We start from the raw sequence: 23,665 nt of genomic DNA on the forward strand, positions 1-23,665 counted from the left end.
ACCTCCGGCCGCCCCCCGGATCGGCCGAAAAACGGCCGGCATTTCTTACCACAGGGGTCCTTCGATGTCCATTTCAACGGGGCGTCTCCCCCATCCGTGCTGCAAAGGGCGGGCCCGGTCAGAGGGAAGTTCCCCACGGCCCCCTTAGGGTTCCGCTACGCAGGACAGTAACATCCGAGTCAGGGTCCAGGGTGGGAGCGGCGTCCACGCCGCGATCCGGGCCGCAAGGCCCGAAAGAAAGGGCGTCGCGGCCCGGAAGCCGCTCCCACGGGTTGGGACAGCCGCTGACGCTGGAATCCAAAAGGATTTTGGAGTCTTAGCGTCCGAGCCTCCTAACGTCCTAGCGGGAAGTTACTTGGAATCTCCGGTAGGCCGCGGGGCGGGGCCTATTCGCGGAAACAATCACTTCCGCCCCTGCTACACGGTGAGCCGCGGCCGTCTGGACCACGGGACCGAAGACCGCGGGACCGGCGACCGTAGACCGAAGTTAGTCGGAAGGCTCGAGGGAAGGGGTCCGGGCGAGCACGAGCACGTCCACCGCCGCGGCGCCGGCCGCGAGGCAGGCCGCCGCGGCGGCCCGGGCCGTGGCCGTGGTGGTGGCCACGTCGTCCACCAGGAGAACGCTCCCGTCCAGCCGCTCCGAGGCCCGGTAGGCTCGGGCGGTTTGGCGGAACCGATCGGGGGCCGACCGGCCCACCAGGTCCGGGGCGGTCGGGTCCTTGTGTAGAGCCTGGGGGCGCCAGGGGGCCCCGCTGTGGGGCGCCACCGCCCGCGACAGGATGCCGGGCAGGTCGAACCCCCGGCGCAGGAACGCGGGCCGGGGCGGGGGGACCGGCACCACGGCATCGTAGTGATCTTCCGGATAGTGGCGCTCCAGCGCCTCCCGGGCCCACCGGACCAGGGTGGACCGCACCTCGATCCGACCCCCGTATTTCATGGCCTGGATGAGGTCGGCCGCCGCCCCCCGGTAGGCGGCCCAGGCCCGGAGCCGGCGGAACGGGGGCGGCGCGGCGAGGCAACGGGGGCAGGGATGGGAGGCTGTCTTACCGGGGTAGGGCAGGGAGCACGTGGGACACCACGGCTCCCCGAGGAGGTCGAGGCTTGCGGAGCAGTCTGGGCAAAGGCCCGTGGGGCCGGGAGCTGATTCGGCGCACCGGGGGCACAGGGGCGGCACCACCACGTCGAGCACCGCGCCCCAGGCGGCGTGGGCGAGAGCCCGGATCACCCCGCCACGAGGTCCTCCCCGGTCATGGGGTCGGGCTTGGGAATCCCGAGCACCCGGAGCAGGGTGGGCGCCACGTCGGCCAACCGCCCCCCCTCGCGCAGCCGCAGGCCCGGCCGGTCCGGGTCCGAGAAGATGCAGGGCACGCGGTTCGAGGTGTGGGCCGTGTGGGGCTGACGGTGGGGCTCGTCCCACATCTCCTCGGCGTTTCCGTGGTCGCCGGTGAGGAGGAACGCGTACCCCTCCTCCCGGAGGGCCGCCACCACCTCCCCCACGCACCGGTCCACCGCCTCCACGGCCCGCACGGCGGCCTCGTACACCCCGGTGTGGCCCACCATGTCCAGGTTCGCGAAGTTGACCACGATGAGCCCGTAGGCGCGCCGCCGGATCTCCTGGACCAGGCGGTCCTTCACCTCGAAGGCGCTCATCTCGGGCTTCTGGTCGTAGGTGGCCACGTCCCGGGGGCTCGGGATCAGCACCCGGTCTTCCCCGGGGAAGGCGGTTTCCTCCCCGCCGTTGAAGAAGTAGGTCACGTGGGCGTACTTCTCGGTCTCGGCGATCCGGAGTTGCTTGAGGCCCGCCTCGGCCACCACCTCGCCGAAGATCTTCTCGAGCCGCTCGGGGGGAAAGGCCACCGGGAGGTCGAAGGTCTCGTCGTAGAGGGTGAAGGTGACGAAACGGCTGAGCCGGGGCCGGTCCGACACGTCGAAGGCGTCGAACCCGGGCTGGGTGAACGCCCGGGTGAGCTCCCGGGCCCGGTCGGCCCGGAAGTTGAAGAACACGACGGCGTCCCCGTCGGCCACCCGGGCCACCGGCCGGCCCGCCGGGGTGTGGATGATCCGGGGCACCACGAACTCGTCGGTCTGGCCCTCGGCGTAGGCCGAGCGGACGGCCTCCGCCGCCGAGGGGGCGGGAATCCCCTCCCCCCGCACCAGGGCGGCCCAGGCCTTCTCCACCCGGTCCCAACGGTTGTCCCGGTCCATGGCATAGTATCGGCCGCTCACCGTGGCGATGGCCCCCACCCCGATCCGGGCGAGCTCCCGCTCCAGGGCCTCGATGTAGCCCAGGCCGCTCTGGGGCGGCGTGTCCCGGCCGTCGAGAAAGGCGTGGACGTACACCCGGTCGAGCCCCTGGCGCTTGGCGAGTTCCACGAGGGCGTAGAGGTGCTCCTGGTGGCTGTGGACCCCGCCGTCGGAGACGAGGCCCAGGAGGTGGACCGCTCCCCCGGCCTCCCTCGCGGCCCGGCAGGCGTCCACGAGGACCGGGTTCTCGAAGAAGCTCCCGTCCCGGATGGCGAGGTTGATCCGGGTGTAATCCTGGTACACGATCCGGCCGGCCCCCAGGTTCAGGTGCCCCACCTCGGAGTTCCCCATCTGGCCCTCGGGCAGCCCCACGTCGAGGCCCGAGGCGCCGAGGGTGGTCCACGCCTCGGTGGCGAACAGCCGGTCCAGGTTCGGGGTACGGGCCCCGGCCACGGCGTTGTGGGTGCCGTCGGGCCGGTACCCCCAGCCGTCCAGGATGATCAGCGCCGCGGGCCTCATGCCGCAGCCTCCCGGGTCACCGGGGCCTTCTCGGTCCGGGGCGGCACGGCCTCGAGGTCGAGTTCCAGGGTGTCGATCCGGGAGCACCCCGGGCACCCCACCTGCCAGATCGCGGTGCGGCGGCCGCAGGCCGAGCAGACGAAGGCGAATCCCGGGCCGTCGGGACCTTCGCCGGCCACGGCGGCCCGGAACTCGGCGGCCGCCAGGTCGAACGACCGGGCCCGGTGGAGCGCCTCGGCCTTGAGAAGCCGGGCCGCCCGGGTGGCCGCGACCGGGGCGGGCAGTCGGTCGAGGACCTTGAGGGCCTCCTCGTTCTCCTCGAGGTCCAAAAGGAGGCGGGCGAGAAAGAGGGGGCCGGCTTCGTTCTTGCGGCTCAGTTTCTTGAGGGTCTTCGCCAGGTCCTTCTCCGTGCCCCTGCGTTTCGCCTCGTCCACGGCACGCATGAGAAGCCCGGTCTGCCCGGTGGCCTGATACCCCCGGATCCAGGTCTGGAGGGCCTCGTCGGCTCGGCCCTCGGCCAGGAGCGCCTCCCCCAGGGCCAGGTGGGCCGGGGCGAACTCCCGCTCCGACCGGATCAGCTCCTGGAGCACCGCCACGTCGGGCCGGGCCGGGTCGGCCGTGGCCTGGCGGAACCGCATTTCGAGCAACTCCCTTCTGGCCGCAGCCTTGGCCTCCCGGCCCTCGGCCAGGGTCACCAGCTTCTCCTGGACCCGCACCGCCTCGCCCCAGTTGCCGCGCTCCCGGTAGAGGTCGCGCAGCCGGGAGAGCGCCTCGCGGTGGTTCGGGTCGCGCTCGAGCCACCGCCGAAGCACCGCGACCTGGCCCTCGTAGTCCCCCCGGAGCCGGTACACGTCGAGGAGCTGCACGAGGGCCTCGGCGTTGGAGGGATCGCGGGCCAGGAGGTCCTTGAGCACCTTCTCCGCCTTCTCCGTTCGGCCCTCGGCCAGCTCCACCCGGGCCATCTCCAGGGCGACGAGGGCCTCGTCGCCGGCCTTCCGACGGGCCTGCCGGAGGAGCCGCAGGGCCCGGCGGTGCTTGCCCATGGCCGCCTCGGCGCGGCCGGCCAGAAGGAGGGCCCGGGCCTCGGCCTGGCGCTCGTCGGCCTTGCGGTGGCGCCAGAACCCGAACGACCGCAGGGCCTCCCGAAACGCGCTCAGGCCCAAGGCCACGCCGAACCCGGCCAGGAAGAAAAGAAAGATCACCAAAGCCACGCTGGTGGTCACCCGGGTGCCGGGATAGATCTGGAACTCCACGGACCCCGGGTTCAGGGTGAACACGTACCCGAACGCCACCAGCAGCAGCACGATCGCGACGACCGCCAGTTTGTTTTTCACCTCGTCACCCCTTCCGGGGCCTCGGGGCCCCTCGAACCCCGGCACGCGGTCCGGGTCCGTTGTCCGACGGCGCGGAACGACCGGGCAGGCCACGGGCGCCTCCCGGGTCGGCTCCCCCGGGGCCTACCCCGCCGGTTTCCCTTCCTTCTCCCGCAGGGCCTTGCACTCCACGCACAGGGTCGCCCAGGGCACCGCCTCCAGCCGGGCCTCCGGGATCAGCTCCCCGCAGTCCTCACACCGGCCGAAGCTCCCGTCGGCGATCCGCTCCAGCGCCTCCTCGATCTGGCGCAGCCGCTCGCGCTCGCGTTCGCTCAGGTTGAGCAGAACCTGGCGGTTGTACGTGTTCGCCGCGTCGTCTCCCACGTCCTGCACCGCATCGGTGCCCAGGGAGAACCCCTCCTCGCGCAGTTCCTGCACCTCGCCCGCCAGTTCGTCCCGGAGGGCGAGGAGCTTCTCCTTCCAACGTTCAAGCTGCTCCGGCTTCATCGGCCTTATCCCTTTTCGTTGGTCGTTCGTCGGTTCCGGCGATCCGGTGGGGGGCCGTGTACACGTTGAACCGCTCCCCCCGCACGTAACCCACCACGGTCACGTTGAGGTCCCGGGCGAGTTCCAGGGCCAGGTGGGTGGGCGCCGAGCGCGACACCAGCACCGGGCACCCCATCTTGGCCGTCTTGAGCAGGATCTCCGACGAGACCCGGCCCGTGGTGAGGAGCAGGGTTCCGGCCGTGTCCACGCCCTCCAGGAACGCCCAGCCCCCCAGCATGTCCACCGCGTTGTGGCGCCCCACGTCGGTGCGGAAGCACAGCGTGCGCTCCCCGTCCGACAGGCTCGCGTTGTGGGTCCCCCCGGTCTCCCGGTAGAGGCCCGAGCGCTTCTGGAGTTCCTGCATCCGGCGCAGGATCTGGCCCGGCGCCACCCGCAGCCCGTCCGGGAGGGGCCGGGTCCGGAGTCCGTCCAGGGCCGAATAGAAGGTGGTGCCCTTGCCGCAGCCCGTCGTGACCACCCGGCGGTCCATGAGTTTCAAAAGGGCGTCCACGTCCCGCCGCACCCGCACCCGGACGGCCCCGGGTTCGGCCCGGTACGCCTCGAGCTCCTCGCGGGTCTGGAAGAACCCCTCCGACCGCAGGAACCCCAACGCCAGTTCCACGGGGTGGTCCCCGAGGGTGAGGAGGGTCACCACCTCGCGGTCGTTCACGTAGAGGGTGAGGGGCTCCTCCCGCACGACCACGTCGTCGAGCCGGTGAAACCCCCCGTGCTGGTAGCGCACGATCGGCCAGGTCTGGGTTCCCATCGAAGGGTCAGCCTTCGGTCCGCGGTCAATCCCCTGGCGGCCCGGGTGGGGCGCGGGCCGCAGATGGCAACCCGGTTGCGCTCCCCTCGGGGTCTCCTTCCCCTTTCGGGCGTTCCGGCCCCTAGCCTCGGGTTTCGGCGGCCGGATCCCTCGCCCGCGCCTTGGGCCCGGGCAGGCGCACGTCGCCCCGGCGGGTGGTGATGCGCTTGCCGTCCAGGTACTCGAGGAGCGGGATCGTGTATTTGCGCGTCGTGTTCGTGAACGCCTTGATCTCCGCCACCCCGATCTCGGGCTTCTCCCGGAAAAGCGCCACCACGTGGTCGGCCAGGCCCTCCAGGTCCTCGGTCCGAAAAAGGTAGCCCTCCTTCGTCCGGTGGAGGATCCCCTGCTCCACCAGGTACTCCACCACGGGGCGGACCGTGCGCTCGTCCTCCCCGAGTTCGGCCGCCAGTTCCGCCAAGGTCGGCCCCTCGAACCGGCGCCGCTCCATGACGGAGAGGATCCGCCCCCTCGCGGCCTCGTCGGCCGCGTCGAGCTGGGGCACGAACGACGAGAGCCGCACCGTGTTCCCCTCGGTGGCGATCCGGCCCTCGGCGGCGAGCCGCTCCAGGGTGAACTCCACGAGCTTCGCATCGGCGAACCGGGGCAGGCGGCCCCGCAGTTCCTCGAGCCCCAGCCCGCGGCGCAGGGGGTTTTCCGCGTGGAACCCTTCGAGGATCCTCTCCGCCCGGGTCTCCAGGTCCTCCACCACGGCCCGATGGTGATGGCGCTGGGCCTTGCGGTCGGTCACGAGCGCGACCCCCGACCGCACGGCCGCCTGGAGGAGTTTGCGGGCCTCGTCGATCGTGCTCCCCAGGGCCACCTGGGCCTCCAGCGGCGTCATGCCCCGGTGGGCCCGGGCCGCCAGGAACTGGGCCAGCCGGTCCGCCGGTTCCCCGAGGTGGAGGACCCGGAGGCTCTCCACGGTTTCCGCCCGTTTGCCCCGGTGCTTGCGGGGCTGGTGGTCGAGCACCACCCCCCCGCCCAGGGTGCGGGCGGGGGAGAAGGCCCGGAGCACGAACCGGTCGCCGGGGCAGGCGACGAACCACTCCGGGCTGCGAAGCTGGGCGTAGGCCGCCTCCCCCGGGGCCAGCCGGTCGCCCTCCTGCAGGGCCACGATCACCGGCACCTCCTGGGCGGCCACGTGGAGCCGCACCCGGGCCCGGTCGGCAAGGGCCCGGGGCTCGTCCGGCAGGAGCTCCAGGTGGACGTCCACCATCCGGGTGGGGGCCAGGGTTTCGGGGTGGGCGACCGTGGCGCCCCGCTCCAGGTCGTCCACCTCCAGGCCGGCCAGGTTCAGCGCCGCCCGCTGCCCGGCCACGGCCTTGGTCACCTCCCGGCCGTGGACCTGGATGTTCCGGATCTTCGTGGGCCGCACCCGGGGCAGCACCACTGCCTCGTCGTCCCGGCGCGCGGCGCCCGAGATCACCGTGCCCGTGACCACCGTGCCGAACCCCCGGATGGTGAACACCCGGTCCACGGGCAGCCGGAACACCCCCCGGCTGCCCCGGGGCGGGATCTTGGCCACCAGGGCGTCGAGCTCCCGCAGGAGGTCCTCGAGCCCCTGGCCGGTCACGGCGCTCACCGGCACGATGGGCGCCCCCTCGAGGAAGGTGCCCTCGACCGCGAGTTCCACGTCGTCCCGGGCGAGCTCGAGCAGGTCGGGGTCCACCATGTCGGCCTTGGTGAGGGCCACCAGGCCGTGGCGCACGCCCAGAAGCCGGCAGATGTCCAGGTGCTCGCGGGTCTGGGGCATCACCCCCTCGTCCGCGGCGACCACCAGGAGCACCAGGTCGATCCCGGCGGCGCCCGCCACCATGTGGCGCACGAACCGCTCGTGGCCCGGCACGTCCACCACCGAGAGCCCGACCCCGCTCGGCAGCTCCAGGTGGGCGAACCCGAGCTCGATCGTGATCCCCCGCTCTTTCTCCTCCTTGAGCCGGTCGGTGTCGATGCCGGTCAAGGCGCGGACGAGCGAGGTCTTGCCGTGGTCGATGTGCCCTGCGGTGCCCAGGGTGAGGCGCGGCGCGTCGGACATGTGCCCCGTCGGATGAGAGAACGAAAACGCAAGGACCCCCTGGCGAAAGACCGTAGGATGCTAGCAGAGGGCCCCCGGCCCTTCAAGCAAACCGGGGGACGCGGGAAGCCCCTTGACACGGCGGGGGGGGGTATGGGATTTTACCGTCCGGTAAGTAAGCGGCGGGGCGCGGGCCGGCCTCCCCACCGAGACCCGGGCCGTGGGGTTGTCGCGGCTCGACCGCCGGTCCCGCAAGGTCGGGCAAAAGAAACGAAGGGAATCGGATCGGTTCTGGGCCTCTCGGCGGCCGAGCGGCCCGGCCGCCAGGCCCTTCCATCCGCGAGCGAGGCGATCCGTGGCTCAACCCGTTACCCGGGAAGACCGGCGGGAACAGATCTTCGCGGTGGGCGCGCGGCTCTTCGCCCGGCGGGGCTACGAGCGCACCACGCTCCAGGACGTGGCCGACGCCCTGGGGGTCACGAAACCCGCCTTTTACTACTACTACCGGTCGAAGGAGGATCTCCTCTACGAGATCCTCTCGTTCTCCATGGACCGGGTCACCGAAGACATCGAGGCGGCCCTGGCCCTGGACGCGCCCCCCGAGGAGCGCGTGCGGGAGTGGATCCGCCGGTACGTCGGGTTCTTCACCTCCCATCCCAACGAACTGACCCTCCTTTCGACGGCGGTGGACGCCGTGGGCCCCGAGCGCCGCGAGGAGCTCAAGGCCCGCCAGCGCCGGTACCTCGCCATGGCCCGGCGCCTGGTGGCCGGGGTGAAGGACCCCGGGGCCGGGCTCGACGACACGGTCACGGCCTTCGCGCTCCTGGGGATGATGAACTGGATCTTCCAGTGGTACCGGCCCGACGGCCCGGTGGACCCCGAGGCCCTGGCCGGCCATTTCTACCGGATTTTCGTCCACGGGGTGGCCCCCCGGTGGGAGACGACACGAGGAGGTGCGCCGTGACCCAGTTCGCCCTCACGCCCGAGCAGCGGGACATCCAGCAGGCCGCCCGGGAGTTCGCCCAGAACGAGTTCCCCAAATACGCCCGGGAGGCGGACGAGAAGGAGGAGTGCCCCAAACACCTCTACCGCCAGGCGGCGGACCTGGGGTTCCAGGGGATCTTCTTCCCCGAGGAGTACGGGGGCGCCGGGCTCGGGTACCTGGAGTTCTGCCTGGTGGTGGAGGAGTTCTGGCGGGCCGATCCCGGGCTCGGCCAGGCCCTGGGGTCCGTGGTGTTCGGCTCGGATCTCCTGCTCCTCTACGGCACCGAGGAGCAAAAGCGCCGGTACCTCCCGCCGCTCACCACGGGCGAGGCCATCATGGGCGCGGCCATCACCGAACCCGACGCCGGAAGCGACATCTCGGCCGCCCGCACCACCGCCGTACTGGACGGCGACGAGTGGGTGATCTCGGGCACCAAGATGTTCATCACCAACGGCACCCTGGCCGACTTCCTCATCGTGTACTGCCTCACCGAACCCCACGCCCCCGACCGCCACAAGCGCCATTCCTGCATCCTCGTGGAAACCGACCGGCCCGGCTACAAGGCCCAGAAGCTCAAGCGCAAGATGGGCATCCGGGCCTCGGACACGGCCGAGGTGGTGCTCGACGAGGTGCGGGTGCCGGCCTCGAACCTGATCGGGACCCGGGGCGAGGGGTTCCGCCAGTTCATGGAGTTCTTCAACCGTACCCGGCTCCACGTGGCGGCCCAGGGCATCGGGGTGGCCCAGGGGGCGCTCGACCGGGCCGTGCGCCACGTGCGCACCCGGGAGCAGTTCGGCCGGCCCCTGGGGGCGTTCCAGGGGGTGCAGTTCAAGGTGGCCGAGATGGCGACCCGCATCGAGGCGGCCCGGAGCCTCCTCTACCGGGCGGCGGCCCTGGTGGACGCCGGCACGGTGGACCACAAGCTCATCGCCATGGCGAAGTGGCTCGCCGGCGAAACCGGGGTGCGGGTGACCGACGAGGCCCTCCAGCTCCACGGCGGCTACGGGTACCTGGCGGAAAACGACGTGGAGCGCCTGTACCGCGACGCCAAGATCGTGGAGATCTACGAGGGCACGAAGGAGGTGGAGAAGCAGATCGTGGCCCGCGGGGTCATCGGGCGGCTGGGGGAGTCGTAGGCCGAGCCGTGTCCCCGCGGCGTACCCGGAGGACGGCCGTCCGGTTAAAACGGTCTCCGCGGGCCGGAGCATGCGACGAATCTGGAATCACAGGGGGATTGAGCTTTCCAGCTTGCTAGCCTTTTTGCGGAGAAGACCCCACCGTGCCCAAGCTCCGAGACATCGAAGGCGTTCCCCTGGCCGAGCGGTTCGAGCTGGCCGCCTGCCTCCAGTGCGGCCGGTGCACCGGCGGGTGCCCGGTGGGGCTGCGCTCGCCCCTGAACTCCCGGCGGCTCCTCTACGAGGCCCTCCTCCGGGAGGACGGCGAGGCCCTCGTGGAGCGCGAGGAGGTGTGGGACTGCACGGCCTGCCGCACCTGCGCCGACCGGTGCCCCCGGGGCATCGACCCGGTGGGCGTGATCCGGTCGATCCGCACCCTCAAGATCGAGGAGGGCCGGATCCCCCAGACCGTGATGGACGCCCTGGAGTCGGCCCTCAAGCACGGAAACCCCTGGGGCCGGTCCCGCCGCAAGCGCGTCGAGTGGGCCGAGGGGCTCGGGGTGCCGAGCCTGGAGGAGGGGGACGAGGCGCCGAACCTCTGGTTCGTGGGATGCACCCCGGCCTACGAGCCCCGGTGCCAGGGGGCGGCCCGGGCGTTGGCCGGGGTGCTTTCGGCCGCCGGGTATCCGTTCACGACCCTGGGCACCGAGGAGACCTGCTGCGGGAGCGAGATCCTGCGGCTCGGGGAGCTGGGGCTCTTCGAGGAGCTCGCCGAGGCGAACCGGGCGCTGTTCGACGAGGTGGGGCCCGAGGCGATCCTGACCACCTCGCCCCACTGCATGAACGCGTTCCGGAACGATTACGCCCCGGCGCTCCCCGCCGAGCACTACGCCCAGGTGCTCGCCCGGCTCGCCGGGGAGGGGCGGATCCCGTTCCGGCGCGAGGTGCCCATGCGGGCCGTGTTCCACGACCCCTGCTACCTGGGGAAGCAAAACGGGATCTACGACGAGCCCCGGGCCGTGGTGGACGCCGTGCCGGGGGTGGAGCGCCTGGAGTTCGACCGCGCCCGGGAGCGGAGCCTGTGCTGCGAGGGCGGAGGGGGGCGCATGTGGCTCGAGGGCCTGGGGGAGGGGGAGCGAAACGCCCAGCGCCGGGTGCGCGACGCCGTGGAGCTCGGGGCCCAGGCCGTGGTCACGGCCTGCCCGTTTTGCCTGCTGACCCTGGAGGACGCCCGGAAGACCACGGGCCTGGAGGAGGCCCTCGAGATCGTGGACCTGGCCGAGCTTGTGTGGCGCTCGGTCGCCCCGGACGAGGACGCGTCCATCGAGGGGTGAGCGGGGGCCGAACCGGGATCGAAACCACGGAGGACACGGAGACCACGGAGAAGGGGTGAGGCGGGTTTTCCCTTTTTCGCCTCCCAGCTTCCCAGCTTTCTAGCCGTCAAAGGAGCCCCCCATGAACCTAGCCGTGTTCGTCAAGCACGTGCCCGACGCGGCCGAGGCCGATCTTCGGATCGCCGACGGCGGCCGTACGGTGCGCACCGAGGATCTCCCCTTCCAGATGAACGAGTGGGACCGGTTCGCCCTGGAGGAGGCCGCCCGGCTCAAGGAGGCCGCCGGCGGCACCCTCACGGCGTACCTGATCGGGCCCGAGGCCCACGAGGACTCCCTGCGGCGGTGCCTGGCCGTGGGGGCCGACCGGGCCGTGCGCATCTGGGACGAGGCGTTTCCCGGCCTGGGGCCCGCGGCCGTGGTCGAGGCCTTGGCCAAGGCCGTCGAGGCCGAGGGGTACGATCTGCTCCTGTTTGGCGCCCAGGCCGCGGACGACGGCTACGCCGCGGTGGGCCCCGGCGTGGCCGCGCGCCTGGGACTGCCCTGGGCCGCGTTGGTGTGCCGGCTGGAGCTCGGGGAGGGCCGGATCGTGTGCGACCGGGAGCTCGAGGCGGGGTGGCTCGAGCGGGTGGAACTGCGGCTTCCGGCCGTGGTGACCATCCAGACCGGCATCAACGAGCCCCGGTACGTGTCGATCCTGGGGATCCGCAAGGCCCGGTCGAAGCCGCTGGAGGTGAGGGCCCCGGCCGACCTGGGCCTCGACCCGGCCGCCCTGGAGCGGGCCGGACGGCGGCTCACGGTCGAGGCCCTCGAGCCCCCGCCCCCGGGCCGGGAGGCCGAGATCCTCGAGGGCAGCCCGGCCGAGGTGGCCCGGCGGGCGGTGGAGATTCTCCGGGACAAGGGAGGTGTGCTGTGAGCGTCTGGGTGGTGGTGGAGCACCGAAACGGCGAGGTCCGGGAGGTCACGGCCGAGCTCGTGGCCGCGGCTCGGGGCCTGGGCCTCGGCCCGGTCACGGCGATCGTGCTCGGCGGGCCGGGGGAGACCGAGGGGCCGGCCGCCGCCCTGCCGGCCGGGTTCGACCGGGTGGTGCGGATCGAACACGAAACGCTCCGGGGCGGAAACGCCCCGGCCGTGGTGGAGGCCCTGGGGCGCCGGGCCGAGGCGGAGGGGCCGCGTCTCATCCTGGGCGCCCACTCGGCCGCCGGCATGGACTGGGCCCCGGCCCTGGCCGCGCGGCTCGGGGCGCCGCTCGCGACCGACGTCACGGCCCTGGGGACGGACGACGCGGGGTTCTCCGCGACCCGCACGGTGTACGCCGGGAAGCTCCAGGCCCGGGTGCGGCTGGCCGACGCCCCCACCGCCGTGGTCACGCTGCGCCCCGGGGCGTTCGCCCCGGCCGAGGGGAGGGAGGCCGGCGCCGCCGAAGCCGCCACGGAGGACCTCCCGGCCGACCTCGGCCGACGGTTCCTGGAGTGGGTCCAGGAGGCGGCCGGCGAGGTGGACATCACCCAGGCCGACGTGCTCGTGAGCGTGGGCCGGGGCATCGGCGACCCCGAGGACCTGGACGTGGCCCGGGAGCTCGCCGAGGCCTTGGGAGCGACCCTTTCGTGCTCCCGGCCGGTGGTGGACCTGGGGTGGCTCCCCAAGGCGCGCCAGGTGGGCATCTCCGGGAAGACCGTCAAACCCAAGGTGTACATCGCGCTCGGCATTTCCGGCGCGTTCCAGCACGTGACCGCCATGAAGGACTCGGGGCTCATCCTGGCGGTGAACAAGGACCCGAAGGCCCCCATCTTCCGGGTGGCCCACTACGGCATCGTGGGCGATCTGTTCAAGGTGGTCCCCGAGCTCACGAAGGCCGTGCGGGAGGCCCGGGGGTGAAGAGTCGTCCCGGGGCCGAGGGCGCGGCGGTTGGCCGAGCGGCGGTGCGAGCCGCCGGCCTCCCCGCTTTGCCGGTGCGTGGGTGTGGGGGCTCGGCCTTCGCTGACGCCCTCGCAGGGGCCGCCTCGGTTCGGTCCGCTGCGGCGCGTGAGGGCACGCGCCGCGGCCGCTCCCCTGCACCGAGCGGCCCGGGCTGCTCGGGCGTCGCGCTCCGACCAAGCCCCCACACCCACCCGGCGGCCGCCCGGTTCCCCCTGCGTGCCCCCCCCTCGGCGCGGCGTTCGGGTTTCCCTGTCGGTGGGGACCACGGTAGGGGGAGCGCCGGGTGGCTGGCGCCCCCATCCTCCGTGCCCTCCGTGTTCTCCGTGGTTTCCCCCACGCCCGTCCTCCTGGGAGGGTGACCGTGCCCCGGGTCCTCGTGGTGGGCGCCGGCATCGCCGGCATCCAGGCCGCCCTCGACCTCGCCGAGGCCGGGGTCGAGGTGGTGCTCGTGGAGCGCGAGGACTACGTGGGCGGCAACATGGCCCGGCTCGACAAGACCTTCCCCACCCTGGACTGCTCGTCGTGCACCCTGACGCCCCGCACCTCGGAGGTGGGCCGCCACCCCCGGGTGCGCATCTGGACCCGGGCCGAGCTCGTGGGCCTGGAGGAGCGGGGCGGCGGGTTCGCGGCGCGGGTCCGGGTGGGGCCCCGGTACGTGGACCCGGAGCGGTGCGTGGCCTGCGGCCGGTGCGCCGAGGCCTGCCGGCTGGCCGGCCGCGTGCCCCGGGCGTTCGACCTGGGCCGCTCCCGGGGCGCGGCCATCGATCTCGCCTTTCCCCAGGCCGTCCCCGCCGCCTACGCCGTGAACCCCAGGGCCTGCCTCCAGGTCACCCGGGGCCGGTGCGGCCGCGACGGGCCCCGGTGCGTCGCGGCCTGCGACGTGGACGCGATCCGCCTCGACGAGGCCCAACGGGTCGAGGAGCTCGAGGTCGGCGCGGTGATCGCGGCCGCCGGGTACCGGCTGTACCGGCCCGACGCCCCGGGGGAGGGCCGGCCCGAACTCGGGTACGGCCGGTACCCCGGGGTCATCACGAACCTGGAACTGGAGCGGATGCTCTCGGCCTCCGGGCCCACGGGCGGCGAGGTGGAGGTGGAGGGCCGGCTGCCGGCCCGGGTGGCGTTTCTTCAGTGCGTGGGGTCCCGCGACCGCACCACCGGCGCGGCCTACTGCTCCCGGGTGTGCTGCATGGCGAGCCTGAAGCAGGCCCTCCTGCTCCGGGAAAAGCTCCCGGAGGCCGAGATCACGGTGCTCTACATGGACCTCCGCTGCTTCGGCAAGGGCTACGAGGAGTTCCTGGAGCGGGCCCAGCGGGCCGGGGTGCTGACCCGCCGGGGGAACCCCTCCGAGGTGGTCCGGGGCGGCGGGGGGCTCCGGGTCCGGTTCGAGGACACCCTCCTCGGCCGGGCCGAGGATCTCCCGGCCGACCTCGTGGTGCTGGCGGCCGGGCTCCGGCCGGCCGACGGGTTGGCCAATCTGGCCGGCGCCCTGGGGGTGCCGGTGGGGCCCGACGGGTTCCTGGAGCCCGCCGACCGGCGCGACCCGGCCGTGGCGGCCCGGCCCGGGGTGTTTTTGGCCGGGGCGTGCCTGGGGCCCATGGACATCCCCGACGCCGTGGCCTCGGGGTCGGCCGCGGCCGGCGCGGCCCTGGCCCACCTGGTCCGCAGGGGGGCGGCGTGAGCCGGCGGGTGGCCGTGTACTTGTGCCACTGCGGCCGCAACATCGCGGCCCACGTGGACCTGGCCGAGGTGGCCCGCCGCGCCGGCGCCGAGCCCGGGGTGGTGTTGGTCCGGGACTACCCCTACCTGTGCTCCAAGCCGGGCCAGGATCTCATTCGGGCCGACCTCGAGGCCGGCCGGGCCGACCGGGTGGTGGTGGCGGCCTGCTCCCCCCGAATGCACGAGCCGACGTTCCGCCGGGTGCTCGCCGAGGCCGGCCGGAACCCGCACCTGCTGCACCACGTGAACGTGCGGGAGCAGTGCGCCTGGGTCCACCCCGACCGGGCCGCGGCCACGGCCAAGGCGGCCGATCTGGTGGCGGCCGGGGCCGCCCGGGTGCGCCGCCACGAGCCGCTCCGGGCCTCGGAGGCCCCGGTGGAGCGCCGCTGCCTGGTGGTGGGCGGCGGACCGGCCGGGCTCGCGGCCGCCGACACCCTGGCGACGGCCGGGGTCGAGGTGGTGCTCGTGGAGGCGGCCGACCGCCTCGGCGGACGGGCGGCGGATCTGGGCCGGGCGTTCCCCGGGGGCGGCGAGGTGGGGCCATGGCTCGGGGAGCTCACGGCGCGGGTCCTGGGGAGCCCGCGCACCCGGGTGTGGCTCCGGAGCCGGATGGTGGCGGTGGAGGGGGTGCCCGGGGCGTTCCGGGCCGGGATCGAGACCCCCGAAGGCCCCAGGGAAGAGACGGTCGGGGCCCTCGTGGTGGCGACGGGGTACGACCTCTACCGGCCCGACGATCCGGCCGAGGGCCGCCCGGAGTTGGGGTACGGCGCGGTGCCCGGGGTCGTGACCCAGGCGCAGTTCGAGGAGGTCCTGCGGCGGACCGAGGGGCCGGTGGCGGTGGGCGGCCGGCCGGTGGGCCGGGCCGTGTTCGTGCAGTGCGTGGGATCCCGCGACCGCACGGCCGGGGCGTTCCACTGTTCCCGGGTGTGCTGCATGGTCAGCGTGCGCCAGGCCCGGGACCTGCGGGCCCGGAACCCGGAGGCCGGGGTGGAGGTGCTCTACATGGATCTCCGGGCCTACGCCCGGGGCGCCGAGGAGGAGTACGAGGCGGCCGGCCGCGAGGGGGTGGTGTTCCGGCGGGGCGGGGTGTCCGAGGTGTTCCGGCGGGGGAACCGGGCCGTGGTGCGCTGGGAGGACACGCTGCTGGGCCAGGCCCAGGAGACCGAGGCCGATCTCGTGGTCCTGGCCTGCGGGGCCCGGCCCCGGGCCGACGCCGGGGACGTGGGCCGGGCCCTGGGGCTCGCCCGGGGGCCCGACGGGTTCTTCCTGGAGGCCCACGTGAAGCTCCGGCCGGTGGAGGCCGCGGCGGCCGGCCTGTTCCTGGCCGGGGCCTGCCTCGGGCCGCGCACCCTGGACGAGGCCGTGGCCTCGGGCCGGGCCGCGGCCGCCCGGGCCCTCACCCTTCTCCTCCGGGGCCGGATGCCCCTCGACCCCCAGGTGGCCGTGGTCGATCCGGACCGGTGCGCCGGGTGCGGCGCCTGCGAGGCGGTGTGTCCGGCCGGGGCGGTCCGGCCCTCCGGGCCCAAGCGGGTTCGCCGGGTGGAGCCCGGCGCCTGCCGGGGCTGCGGGGCCTGTGCCGCGGCCTGCCCCTCCCACGCCGTGGTGCTCCTCCACCACCGGGACGACCAGATCCTCGCCGAGTTGGATGCCTGCCTGGCCGAAAACCGGTTGGCCCCGGGCGGGCCGGCCGTGGTAGAGTGAATTTTCACCGATCCTCCCGGCCGGAACGCCCATGCCCCAGACGTTCGCCTGCGACCCCCGGGTCCTGGAACCCCTGATCCGGCTCACCTCGTCCCTGGCGGCCGCCCGTTCGGCCGCCGAGGTGGCCCGGTGCGCCGTGGAGGTGCTGGGGGAGATGGGGTTCGGGCCGGTGGGCGTGTTCCGGGCCGCCCGGGACGGGGCGGCGCCGGAGCCCGTGGCCACAACTCCCGGCGCCGAGATTTCGCCCCCCGATCCCGGGGCGGACTCCGGCGCGGACCCGGCGGGACCCGGCCGGGTCCGGTACCGCACCCAGGCCCGGAGCCACGACCGGGCCGTGGGGTGGGTGGTGGCCGAGGGGCCCGAAGCCCCCTGGGCCGGATCCGCGGTGCGGGTGGTGGCCGACTGCGTGGCCCTGGCCTTCGAGAACGAGGCCCTCCACGAGGCCAACGAGGCCCGGGTGCGGCAGCTGCTGGCCGTGCAGCGGGTGGGCCGGGAGATGACCTCCACCCTGGACCTGGAGCGGCTGCTTCGGATGGTGGTGGGGGAGGCGGCCGGGCTCACCGGCGCCGACGCCGGGGCGGTGTACCTGCGGGTGCCCGGATCCGAACGGCTGGCGCTCGCCGCCTGGACGGGCCGGGAGCCCGCCCGCCGCGAGGTGGAGGTGGGGTACGGCATCCCGGGCTGGGTGGCCCGGGAGGGGCGGCCGCTCCGGGTGGTGGACCGGGGCAGGCCCGACGCCCCGGTGGCCGAGCGGCGAAACCACCTGGCCGTGCCGCTCCTGAGCGAGGGGGAGACCCTGGGGGTTCTCGCCCTGGAGGCCCGCGGCCCGAACCCCTTCACCCCGACCCACGAGGAGATCCTCTCGATCTTTGCGGCCCAGGCGGCCAAGGCCATCGAGGCCACCCAGTTCTTCCGCCAGATCCGGGAGGAGAGGGATCTGCGGGACGCCATTCTCTCGGTGACCCCCAACGGGGTCGTGGCCCTGGACGCGCGGCGGCGGGTGGTGCTCATGAACCCGGCGGCCCGGCGGCTCCTGGAGGTGCGGGAGCCCCCCGAGGGGAACCCGGTGGAGCGGTACCTGGGGCCGGCGCCCGTGCTCGAGGCCCTGGGGCGGATCGTGGAAGGGGACTCCGACCTGGAGCAGGTCCCGGTGGACCTGGGGTCGGGCCCGGGCCTCCGGCACCTGCTCGTCAGCATGGTGCCCATGGGCGAGGCGCCGCCCCGGGGGGCCACGGTGATCGTGCAGGACCTGACCGAGCGGCGAAGGCTCGACGAGCGGGTCCAGCGCATGGCACGGCTCGCCTCGATCGGCCAGCTCGCGGCCGGCATCGCCCACGAGATCCGAAACCCCCTGACCGGCATGGCGATCAGCCTCGACGTGCTCGCGGAGGAGCCGGGGCTCGGCGAGGGCGGCCGGGGCCTCGTGGCCGACATGCACGCCGAGATCGACCGCCTGGAGGCCCTGATCCGGGGCCTCTTGGACTTCGCCCGGCCCCAGCCGGTGGAGGCCCGGCCCATGCGGATGGCCAAGGCCCTGGAATGGCACCGCACCTTCGAGAAGCAGTGTGGCCGCAAGGGGGTGCGGTTCGCCCTCGACCTGGGGCCGAACCCGAAGATCCAGGGCGACCCGGAAAAGCTCAAGCAGCTCTTCCTGAACCTGGCGATCAACGCCCTGGAGGTGACCCCCGAGGGCGGGGAGATCCGGATCGGGGTGGCCCGGGCGGGGGACGACTGGGTGCGGGTGACGGTGGAGGACACCGGGCCCGGCATGGACGCCGAGACCCTGGCCCACGCCTTCGACCCGTTTTTCACCACCAAGAACGAGGGCACGGGGCTGGGGCTCTCCATCGCCCACAGCATCGTGGAGCAGCACGGGGGCCGGATCGACGTGGAGTCGGAGCCCGGCCGGGGCACCCGGTTCACCGTGGACCTGCCGGCCCACGGCGCGGCCGCGGGGCGGGAAGGCGGGGGTTGAACCACGGAGGACACGGAGGGGGACTGTCGCGGTTTGGTCCCCCCGGAACCGTGCGGGGGGCCCCATAACGCGGGAACGTCGCCGCGGCCGGGTCAGAGCCTGGTGTGGGAGCGGCGTCCACGCCGCGATCCGGGCCGAAGGCCCGCGTAGCGGGACCGGAGTTCGGAAGACCGAAACCGGGAGGGGAGGACCGACGGAAGGTCGCGAAGGGGGCCGAGCGGCCGGACGATTCACGAATTCACGATTCACGGCAGTTGAGCCGCCTAGCCGCCTCGCCGCCAGGCCGCCAAGCTTTTCAGCGTCCTAGCTTTCTAGCTTTCTAGCCCACTCCCACGGAGTCTCCCATGGCCGATCGCATTTTGATCGTGGACGACGAGGCCCTCATCCGGAAATCCTTGGGCCAGATGCTCGGGCACAAGGGGTACGACGTGGTCACGGCCGCGAGCGCGGCCGAGGCCCGCAAGGTGTTCGCCCCCGGCGAGTTCGCCCTGGCCCTCCTGGACCTTCGGCTCCCCGACGCCTCGGGCATCGACCTCCTGCGGGAGTTCAAGGCGGCCCAGCCCGATCTCCTGGTCATCATGATGACCGCGTACGGCAGCGTGGAGACCGCCGTGGAGGCCATGCGGCTCGGGGCCTACGACTACGTGAACAAGCCGTTCAAGTCCCGGGAGATCGAGGTCATCGTCCGGCTCGCCCTGGAGGCCCGGCACCTCAAGCGCGAGGTCAAGGAGCTCCGGGAGGAGGCCCTGGGCGCCACGGGCCTGGGGAACCTGGTGGCCCGCGACCCGGCCATGCTCCGGGTGCTCGACATGGTGCGCAAGGTCGCCCAGAACCCGGACGTGACCGTGCTGATCCAGGGGGAGAGCGGCACCGGCAAGGAGATGATCGCCCGGGCCATCCACGCCGAGAGCCCCCGGGCCGACGAGCCCTTCGTGGGGATCAACTGCGCCGCGATTCCCGGGAACCTCCTGGAGAGCGAGCTCTTCGGATACGAAAAGGGCGCGTTCACCGACGCCAAGGCCCGGAAGATCGGGCTCATCGAGCGGGCCCAGGGGGGCACCCTGTTCCTGGACGAGATCGGCGACATGGACGTGGGGCTCCAGGCCAAGCTCCTGCGGGTCCTGGAGGAGCGCAAGATCCGCCGGGTGGGGGGCTTGGACGAGGTGGCCGTGGACGTACGGATCCTCGCCGCCACCAACCAGGACCTGGAGGAGAAGCGCCGCAACGGCGCGTTCCGGGAGGACCTCTACTACCGGCTCAAGATCATCCACATCGACATCCCGCCCCTCCGGGACCGGAAGGCCGACATCCTGCCCCTGGCCCTGCACTTCATCCAGGACGCGAACCGACGGTTCCACAAGAACGTCCAGGGGTTCTCGCCCCAGGCCGAGGAACTGCTGCTGGCCTACCGCTGGCCCGGGAACGTCCGGGAGCTCAAGAACACCATCGAGCGGATCCTGATCCTGGAGGACACCGACTGGATCCGGCCCGAGCACCTGCCGCCCGAGATCCTCCGGGGCCGGCCCCCCGAGGAGGGCGGGGTGTGGATCCCCCAGGAAGTGGAGATCCTGCGGGGCATCTCCTACGACCGGGTCATGGACGACGTGGCCCGGTACCTGATCGGGGAGGCCCTGCGGCTCGCCGGGGGCAACAAGGCCCAGGCCGCCCGGCTCCTCGATATGGACCGGGGCACCCTGCGCTACCAGATCAAGCGACTGGGGATCGAGGCGTGATCCGGCCGCCGGTGGAGGCCCTGGGCGATCCCGTCCGGGTGGTGGAGACGGTGCTCGGGTGCCGACCCGACGACGTGGCCCCCCGGGTGGTGGTGACCCCCTTCGTGCCGCTCTCGTCGTTTCGGCGCCACGCCCCCGAGCCCCTGGCCGACCTCAATCCCCGGTTCTTCTTCCAGGGCTTCACCGCCGCGTTCGAGGGGGTGCCCGTGACCGTGGTCCACACCGGGGTGGGCCCGACCCGGGTCGGCGACTGCCTGGGCGCCCTGGCCCTCACCCCGGCCCGGCGGGTGCTCTTCGTGGGGGCCGTGGGCGGGTTGGGGGACGATCTCGCCCTGGGCGACTGGTTTCTGCCCACGGCCGTGGCCGACGGCGAGGGGTACACCCGGTACGTGCGCGAGGGGTTCGGGGCCGTGGTGGCGGGGGCCGAGCCGGTCCCGGTGCCGGAGTCCCCGGGGCTCGGGCCGTTCCTGGAGGGCCGGGGCGGCCGGGTGGCCCGGGGCCCGGTGTTCACCGTGGGCCCCATCACCTTCGAGTCCGAGGAGAATCTGCGGTTCCTCGCGGCCCGGGGGTACCGGGCCATCGAGATGGAGCTCTCGGCCTTCTACGCCGCCGCGGCGGCCCTGGGGCTCGAGCCCGCCTGCCTCACCTACGTGAGCGACCTTCCCCTTCGCCGTTCGCTCTGGGCCGAGAAGACCCCGGCCGAAACCGAGGCCCTGCGCGCGGCCTGGCGGGCCGCCCCCCGGTTCGCCCTGGAATGGCTTTGCGGCCAAGGGGAGGGATGATCCCGGTGCGGGAATTCCCTGAAGGAAATGGGTGCCGAGGTGGAAGGGGGCTCTTCGTGTTCACCCGGAGAGCCGCTGCTCGATGGCCTTCTTGTAGAAGAGGTAATGGCCGGTCGTGGCGAACCGGCCGCAGTGCTCACGCCGGAAGGCCTCGTCCAGGAAGAGCCGGGTCACGAACACCTCGTACTCGAGTCCGGACCGGCGCGCCTCGAGGATGCGCCGGCGCACCTCGGCCAGCGGGTTCGGGTACTGGGAGCTGTCGATGACCTGCATGCCCCAGGTGATGCGGTAGCCGGCGGGCGAGTCAGGGCCGGCGTCCCGGCGCTCGATCACGAGGCCCGTGGGCCGAAGACCCAGCGCCCGGACCCGGCTCAGGTGGTCCTGGGTGGCCGTGAACGCCCGGCAGGTGCCCTCGAAGATGACGGTGTGCACGCGCAGAACGTCGGCGAGCGCCTTCCCCTCCACCGGGCTTCCCGGCTGGGCCGCCACGTCGGGGAACACGTTCTCCAGAAAGTGGAGGAGCTTCGCCAGGAGGTAGGGCTGGGGGTCGGCGGGGGCCTCCCAGTGGCTCAGGTTCCCCGCCTCGTCCACTACGAACACCCGGTCCCGGTCCCCCTCCCGGAGCACGAACAGGTCCAGAATCCCGTGGTGGGCCTCGTCGAGGAGGGTCGCGATGAGGGCGAGATCCCCGGCCTGGCGTTCCACCCGGGTCTCCACCCGGCCGAACGGGCCCACGGCCCCGAGGATCCGGAGGAGATCCTCGCGGCCGAACGCCGTGCGGTGGGCGATCTGGTCGGGGCCGGTCTGGTCCAGCACCGAGTAGCCGCCCTCGGCCCCGCAGACGTATCTCCGTCGGGTTTCGGCGGGAAGCCCGGAGGCCAACCACCGGGCCACGTCCGGAAGCCGTCGGTCGAGGGGGAGGGCGAGGCGGTGCCCCCCCACCTTGGGGCTCGGCGCGTACACCCGCAGGCGCTCGGGGGCCCCCCGCTCCCGGAGGTAGGGCACGAAGGCCTCGTCCATGAGCCCCGCGTAGGCGCCGGGGCCGGTCCAGGTGCGGTAGAACACCTCCCCCCACGAGGTGGCCCACACCACGGCGAACCCCCCGGCGGATCCGGGTTCGCCGAGCACCACCAGGTCCTCGGTGCGGGGAGGCCGGAGCAGGGTGGGGGCGTCGGGCGACCGGGCCCGCACCCGGGCGAGCACCTCGGTGACCAGGCGGGCCGCGGGCTCGAGTTCGGCGCCCGTGACCCGGCGCTCGGTGTCCCAGCATCCGAGTTGGGTTCGCCGGCCGAGGAGCCCGTTGTGGGCGGCCCACACCAGGGGTTCGAGGGGGTCCTCCGATTCGCGTAGGAGGTCGTTGGCCTTCTGCTCCACGTTCGAGGGGCTCGCGTGGCCCCGGTAGAGCCGCCAGGGCGCGGCGCCGTCGGGCAGGGCCTCCCGGTAGAGGGTGAGATGGCTCTCCTCCAGCCCGGGGGTGACGAGCCGCAGGGTTTCCATCTTGTGGGGGGCCTTCCGGTACCGGATCTGGAGCCGCCGGCCCAGCACGGTGAGGTCGCGGGGGGTGATCCGCTGGGTTTCGCCGGCGTTGTCCAGCCGGGACCGGATGCGCTGGTAGGTGCGAAGGAAAAACCGGTCGAGCTCCTCGGCGAGCTCCCGGACCCGTTCGAACTTCCAGGTGCGGAACTCGTTGAGGTGCCGGAGCCGGCGGGGCCCCCACCCCCAGGCCTGGGCGTAGCGGGTCATGGTGCCCAGGTCCCCGGGGTCCCGCTCGCAGGCCTTCAGCCGGTCGGGGTCCACCCGGACCCCGGCCTTCAGGTAGAAGCACCGGGCCAGGAGATCCTCGGTGGCCGGATCGCCCTGGTTGCGGTAGTGTTCCACCACGGCGTCGAACAGCACGCAGTAGGGATCCGGGGTTTCCCCGGCGTGGACCCGCCGCTTGACCTCCTCGCACAGGGGCTCGGGGGGGCCGCCCTCGGAGCAGAGGATCTTTTCGAGGAGCCCCAGCTTGAGCGCCGATTTGAAGGGCGCGTGCTCGCCCTTCACGATCTGCCACACCGTGGCGCCAAAGAGCTCTCCCAGGGGAACCCGGGCCACCGGCCCCAGATCGACGTAGGCGTCGGTGATGAGGGTGGGGTCGTCGAGGATCCGGGCGAGCTCGGCGGCGTAGCCGTCGGCGTCGAGCCCCGGGGGGAGCACCCACCACACCGGGAGCTTGCCGCCCAGGAGCACGTGGGTGCGGTAGAACTCCTCCTTGAGGATCGCGCCCATGGCAGAGCCGCATCCTTCGAGGTCGGTCTGGCCGAACCGGTTGGCCCGGATGTCGGCCGTGGACTGGAGGAACAGGTGAAACTCGGCCCCGGTGTGCCTGTTGAGCCACGCCTCCACCTCCCGGACCTTCTGGCCGTAGGCTTCGACCGCCGACTCCGAGAGCGCCGGGCTGTGGCAGATCCACACGTCGAGATCGGACTCGCCCGTGAACCCGATGGACCCGGCGCTGCCCATCACGGCCACCAGGTCCACGGCCGGGCGGTAGAAGGCCCCGCGCTTGATGCGGGCTTCGGGGAACAGCCGCTTCGCGCGGCGAAGCGCCTCGGCCGAGGGGGAGTAGTCGGCGATGCCCACCGGGCACGCCGGGTCGTCCACGTGGCCCGGGAGCCCGGGTTGGTTCACGTGCAGCAGCAGCGGAAGCAGGTGGAGCGCCTCGGCCACCCGGTCGCCGGTCTGGGCCTGGAGCCGGGCGAGCCGCCGGCGCAGATGGGCCCGCGCCCGCTCCTCCCGCAGCGCCGCTTCTTCGGCAAGGGGGGTGGGGGTGTAAGCCTTCGCCGCGGATTCGCGTCTAAAGAGATGGTCGAGCAGTTTCGCCATGGTGGTTCCCTGCACCGCGCACGTTTACCCTTTTCGGCCGTCCGGACGAAAAGGATGAGGGGGCGGAGGGGGAACCACGGAGGGCACGGAGTGCACGG

General features: G+C 73.1%; 17 protein-coding genes. 10 read left to right on the plus strand and 7 right to left on the minus strand.

The features are described 5' to 3' along the window. Nucleotides 1-487 precede the first annotated feature (487 nt). From ACYQ8L_RS02755 to selB, 6 genes are all read right to left on the minus strand, one after another. A complete protein-coding gene (locus ACYQ8L_RS02755; RefSeq protein WP_459940234.1) occupies nucleotides 488-1,225 on the minus strand; it encodes a ComF family protein in 738 nt (245 codons plus the stop codon). Further along, nucleotides 1,222-2,763 carry a 2,3-bisphosphoglycerate-independent phosphoglycerate mutase gene (gpmI, locus tag ACYQ8L_RS02760; protein ID WP_459940235.1) on the minus strand — a complete coding sequence of 514 codons (1,542 nt, stop codon included), beginning with the start codon at nucleotides 2,761-2,763 and terminating at the stop codon, nucleotides 1,222-1,224. Before gpmI ends, ACYQ8L_RS02755 begins: the two co-directional genes overlap by 4 nt. Next, entirely contained in the window at nucleotides 2,760-4,097 is a 1,338-nt protein-coding gene (locus ACYQ8L_RS02765; RefSeq protein WP_459940236.1) for a tetratricopeptide repeat protein, read from the minus strand. The genes gpmI and ACYQ8L_RS02765 overlap by 4 nt, the downstream gene beginning before the upstream one ends. Before the next feature lie 123 nt (nucleotides 4,098-4,220). Further along, nucleotides 4,221-4,583 (minus strand): TraR/DksA family transcriptional regulator, encoded by a 363-nt coding sequence (locus ACYQ8L_RS02770; RefSeq protein ID WP_459940237.1) that lies wholly within the window; start codon nucleotides 4,581-4,583, stop codon nucleotides 4,221-4,223. Beyond that, complete coding sequence (gene fdhD, locus ACYQ8L_RS02775) at nucleotides 4,564-5,388, minus strand: formate dehydrogenase accessory sulfurtransferase FdhD (protein ID WP_459940238.1); 825 nt, start codon at nucleotides 5,386-5,388, stop codon at nucleotides 4,564-4,566. Before fdhD ends, ACYQ8L_RS02770 begins: the two co-directional genes overlap by 20 nt. A 121-nt stretch (nucleotides 5,389-5,509) precedes the next feature. Further along, the gene (gene selB / locus ACYQ8L_RS02780) at nucleotides 5,510-7,465 is read right to left on the minus strand and encodes a selenocysteine-specific translation elongation factor (protein WP_459940239.1); all 1,956 of its coding nucleotides are present in this window, start codon (nucleotides 7,463-7,465) and stop codon (nucleotides 5,510-5,512) included. A gap of 334 nt (nucleotides 7,466-7,799) precedes the next feature. Between selB and ACYQ8L_RS02785 the strand changes: the two genes are divergently transcribed. From ACYQ8L_RS02785 to ACYQ8L_RS02830, 10 genes are all read left to right on the plus strand, one after another. Continuing rightward, complete coding sequence (locus ACYQ8L_RS02785) at nucleotides 7,800-8,408, plus strand: TetR/AcrR family transcriptional regulator (protein WP_459940240.1); 609 nt, start codon at nucleotides 7,800-7,802, stop codon at nucleotides 8,406-8,408. Then, nucleotides 8,405-9,565 (plus strand): acyl-CoA dehydrogenase family protein, encoded by a 1,161-nt coding sequence (locus ACYQ8L_RS02790; RefSeq protein ID WP_459940241.1) that lies wholly within the window; start codon nucleotides 8,405-8,407, stop codon nucleotides 9,563-9,565. Before ACYQ8L_RS02785 ends, ACYQ8L_RS02790 begins: the two co-directional genes overlap by 4 nt. A gap of 143 nt (nucleotides 9,566-9,708) precedes the next feature. Next, nucleotides 9,709-10,878 (plus strand): (Fe-S)-binding protein, encoded by a 1,170-nt coding sequence (locus ACYQ8L_RS02795; RefSeq protein WP_459940242.1) that lies wholly within the window; start codon nucleotides 9,709-9,711, stop codon nucleotides 10,876-10,878. A 121-nt stretch (nucleotides 10,879-10,999) separates the two neighbouring features. After that, nucleotides 11,000-11,791, plus strand: a complete 792-nt coding sequence (locus ACYQ8L_RS02800; RefSeq protein ID WP_459940243.1) for an electron transfer flavoprotein subunit beta/FixA family protein — start codon at nucleotides 11,000-11,002, stop codon at nucleotides 11,789-11,791. Further along, nucleotides 11,788-12,753, plus strand: coding sequence for an electron transfer flavoprotein subunit alpha/FixB family protein (locus ACYQ8L_RS02805; RefSeq protein ID WP_459940244.1), 966 nt, complete (start codon nucleotides 11,788-11,790; stop codon nucleotides 12,751-12,753). The genes ACYQ8L_RS02800 and ACYQ8L_RS02805 overlap by 4 nt, the downstream gene beginning before the upstream one ends. Nucleotides 12,754-13,156: 403 nt before the next feature. Further along, nucleotides 13,157-14,473, plus strand: a complete 1,317-nt coding sequence (locus tag ACYQ8L_RS02810) for an FAD-dependent oxidoreductase (RefSeq protein ID WP_459940245.1) — start codon at nucleotides 13,157-13,159, stop codon at nucleotides 14,471-14,473. Next, nucleotides 14,470-16,212: a CoB--CoM heterodisulfide reductase iron-sulfur subunit A family protein gene (locus ACYQ8L_RS02815; protein WP_459940246.1), complete on the plus strand. Its 1,743-nt coding sequence runs from the start codon at nucleotides 14,470-14,472 to the stop codon at nucleotides 16,210-16,212. The genes ACYQ8L_RS02810 and ACYQ8L_RS02815 overlap by 4 nt, the downstream gene beginning before the upstream one ends. A gap of 31 nt (nucleotides 16,213-16,243) precedes the next feature. Further along, nucleotides 16,244-18,187 (plus strand): ATP-binding protein, encoded by a 1,944-nt coding sequence (locus ACYQ8L_RS02820; protein WP_459940247.1) that lies wholly within the window; start codon nucleotides 16,244-16,246, stop codon nucleotides 18,185-18,187. 344 nt (nucleotides 18,188-18,531) lie between these two features. Further along, on the plus strand, nucleotides 18,532-19,920 hold the full coding sequence (locus ACYQ8L_RS02825; protein ID WP_459940248.1) for a sigma-54-dependent transcriptional regulator: 1,389 nt from the start codon (nucleotides 18,532-18,534) through the stop codon (nucleotides 19,918-19,920). Beyond that, entirely contained in the window at nucleotides 19,917-20,702 is a 786-nt protein-coding gene (locus ACYQ8L_RS02830; protein WP_459940249.1) for a phosphorylase family protein, read from the plus strand. Before ACYQ8L_RS02825 ends, ACYQ8L_RS02830 begins: the two co-directional genes overlap by 4 nt. Nucleotides 20,703-20,762: 60 nt before the next feature. Here ACYQ8L_RS02830 and ACYQ8L_RS02835 read toward each other — a convergent pair whose 3' ends face one another. After that, nucleotides 20,763-23,567 (minus strand): class I adenylate cyclase domain-containing protein, encoded by a 2,805-nt coding sequence (locus ACYQ8L_RS02835; protein ID WP_459940250.1) that lies wholly within the window; start codon nucleotides 23,565-23,567, stop codon nucleotides 20,763-20,765. Nucleotides 23,568-23,665: the final 98 nt, after the last annotated feature.

The sequence above is a fragment of the Deferrisoma palaeochoriense genome (assembly GCF_054656955.1).

Coding starts and splice junctions, on each gene's coding strand:
- ACYQ8L_RS02825 (WP_459940248.1), top strand. CDS start 18,532: ATGGCCGATCGCATTTTGATCGTGGACGACGAGGCCCTCATCCGGAAA.
- ACYQ8L_RS02770 (WP_459940237.1), bottom strand. CDS start 4,583: ATGAAGCCGGAGCAGCTTGAACGTTGGAAGGAGAAGCTCCTCGCCCTC.
- selB (WP_459940239.1), bottom strand. CDS start 7,465: ATGTCCGACGCGCCGCGCCTCACCCTGGGCACCGCAGGGCACATCGAC.
- ACYQ8L_RS02800 (WP_459940243.1), top strand. CDS start 11,000: ATGAACCTAGCCGTGTTCGTCAAGCACGTGCCCGACGCGGCCGAGGCC.
- gpmI (WP_459940235.1), bottom strand. CDS start 2,763: ATGAGGCCCGCGGCGCTGATCATCCTGGACGGCTGGGGGTACCGGCCC.
- ACYQ8L_RS02835 (WP_459940250.1), bottom strand. CDS start 23,567: ATGGCGAAACTGCTCGACCATCTCTTTAGACGCGAATCCGCGGCGAAG.
- fdhD (WP_459940238.1), bottom strand. CDS start 5,388: ATGGGAACCCAGACCTGGCCGATCGTGCGCTACCAGCACGGGGGGTTT.
- ACYQ8L_RS02820 (WP_459940247.1), top strand. CDS start 16,244: ATGCCCCAGACGTTCGCCTGCGACCCCCGGGTCCTGGAACCCCTGATC.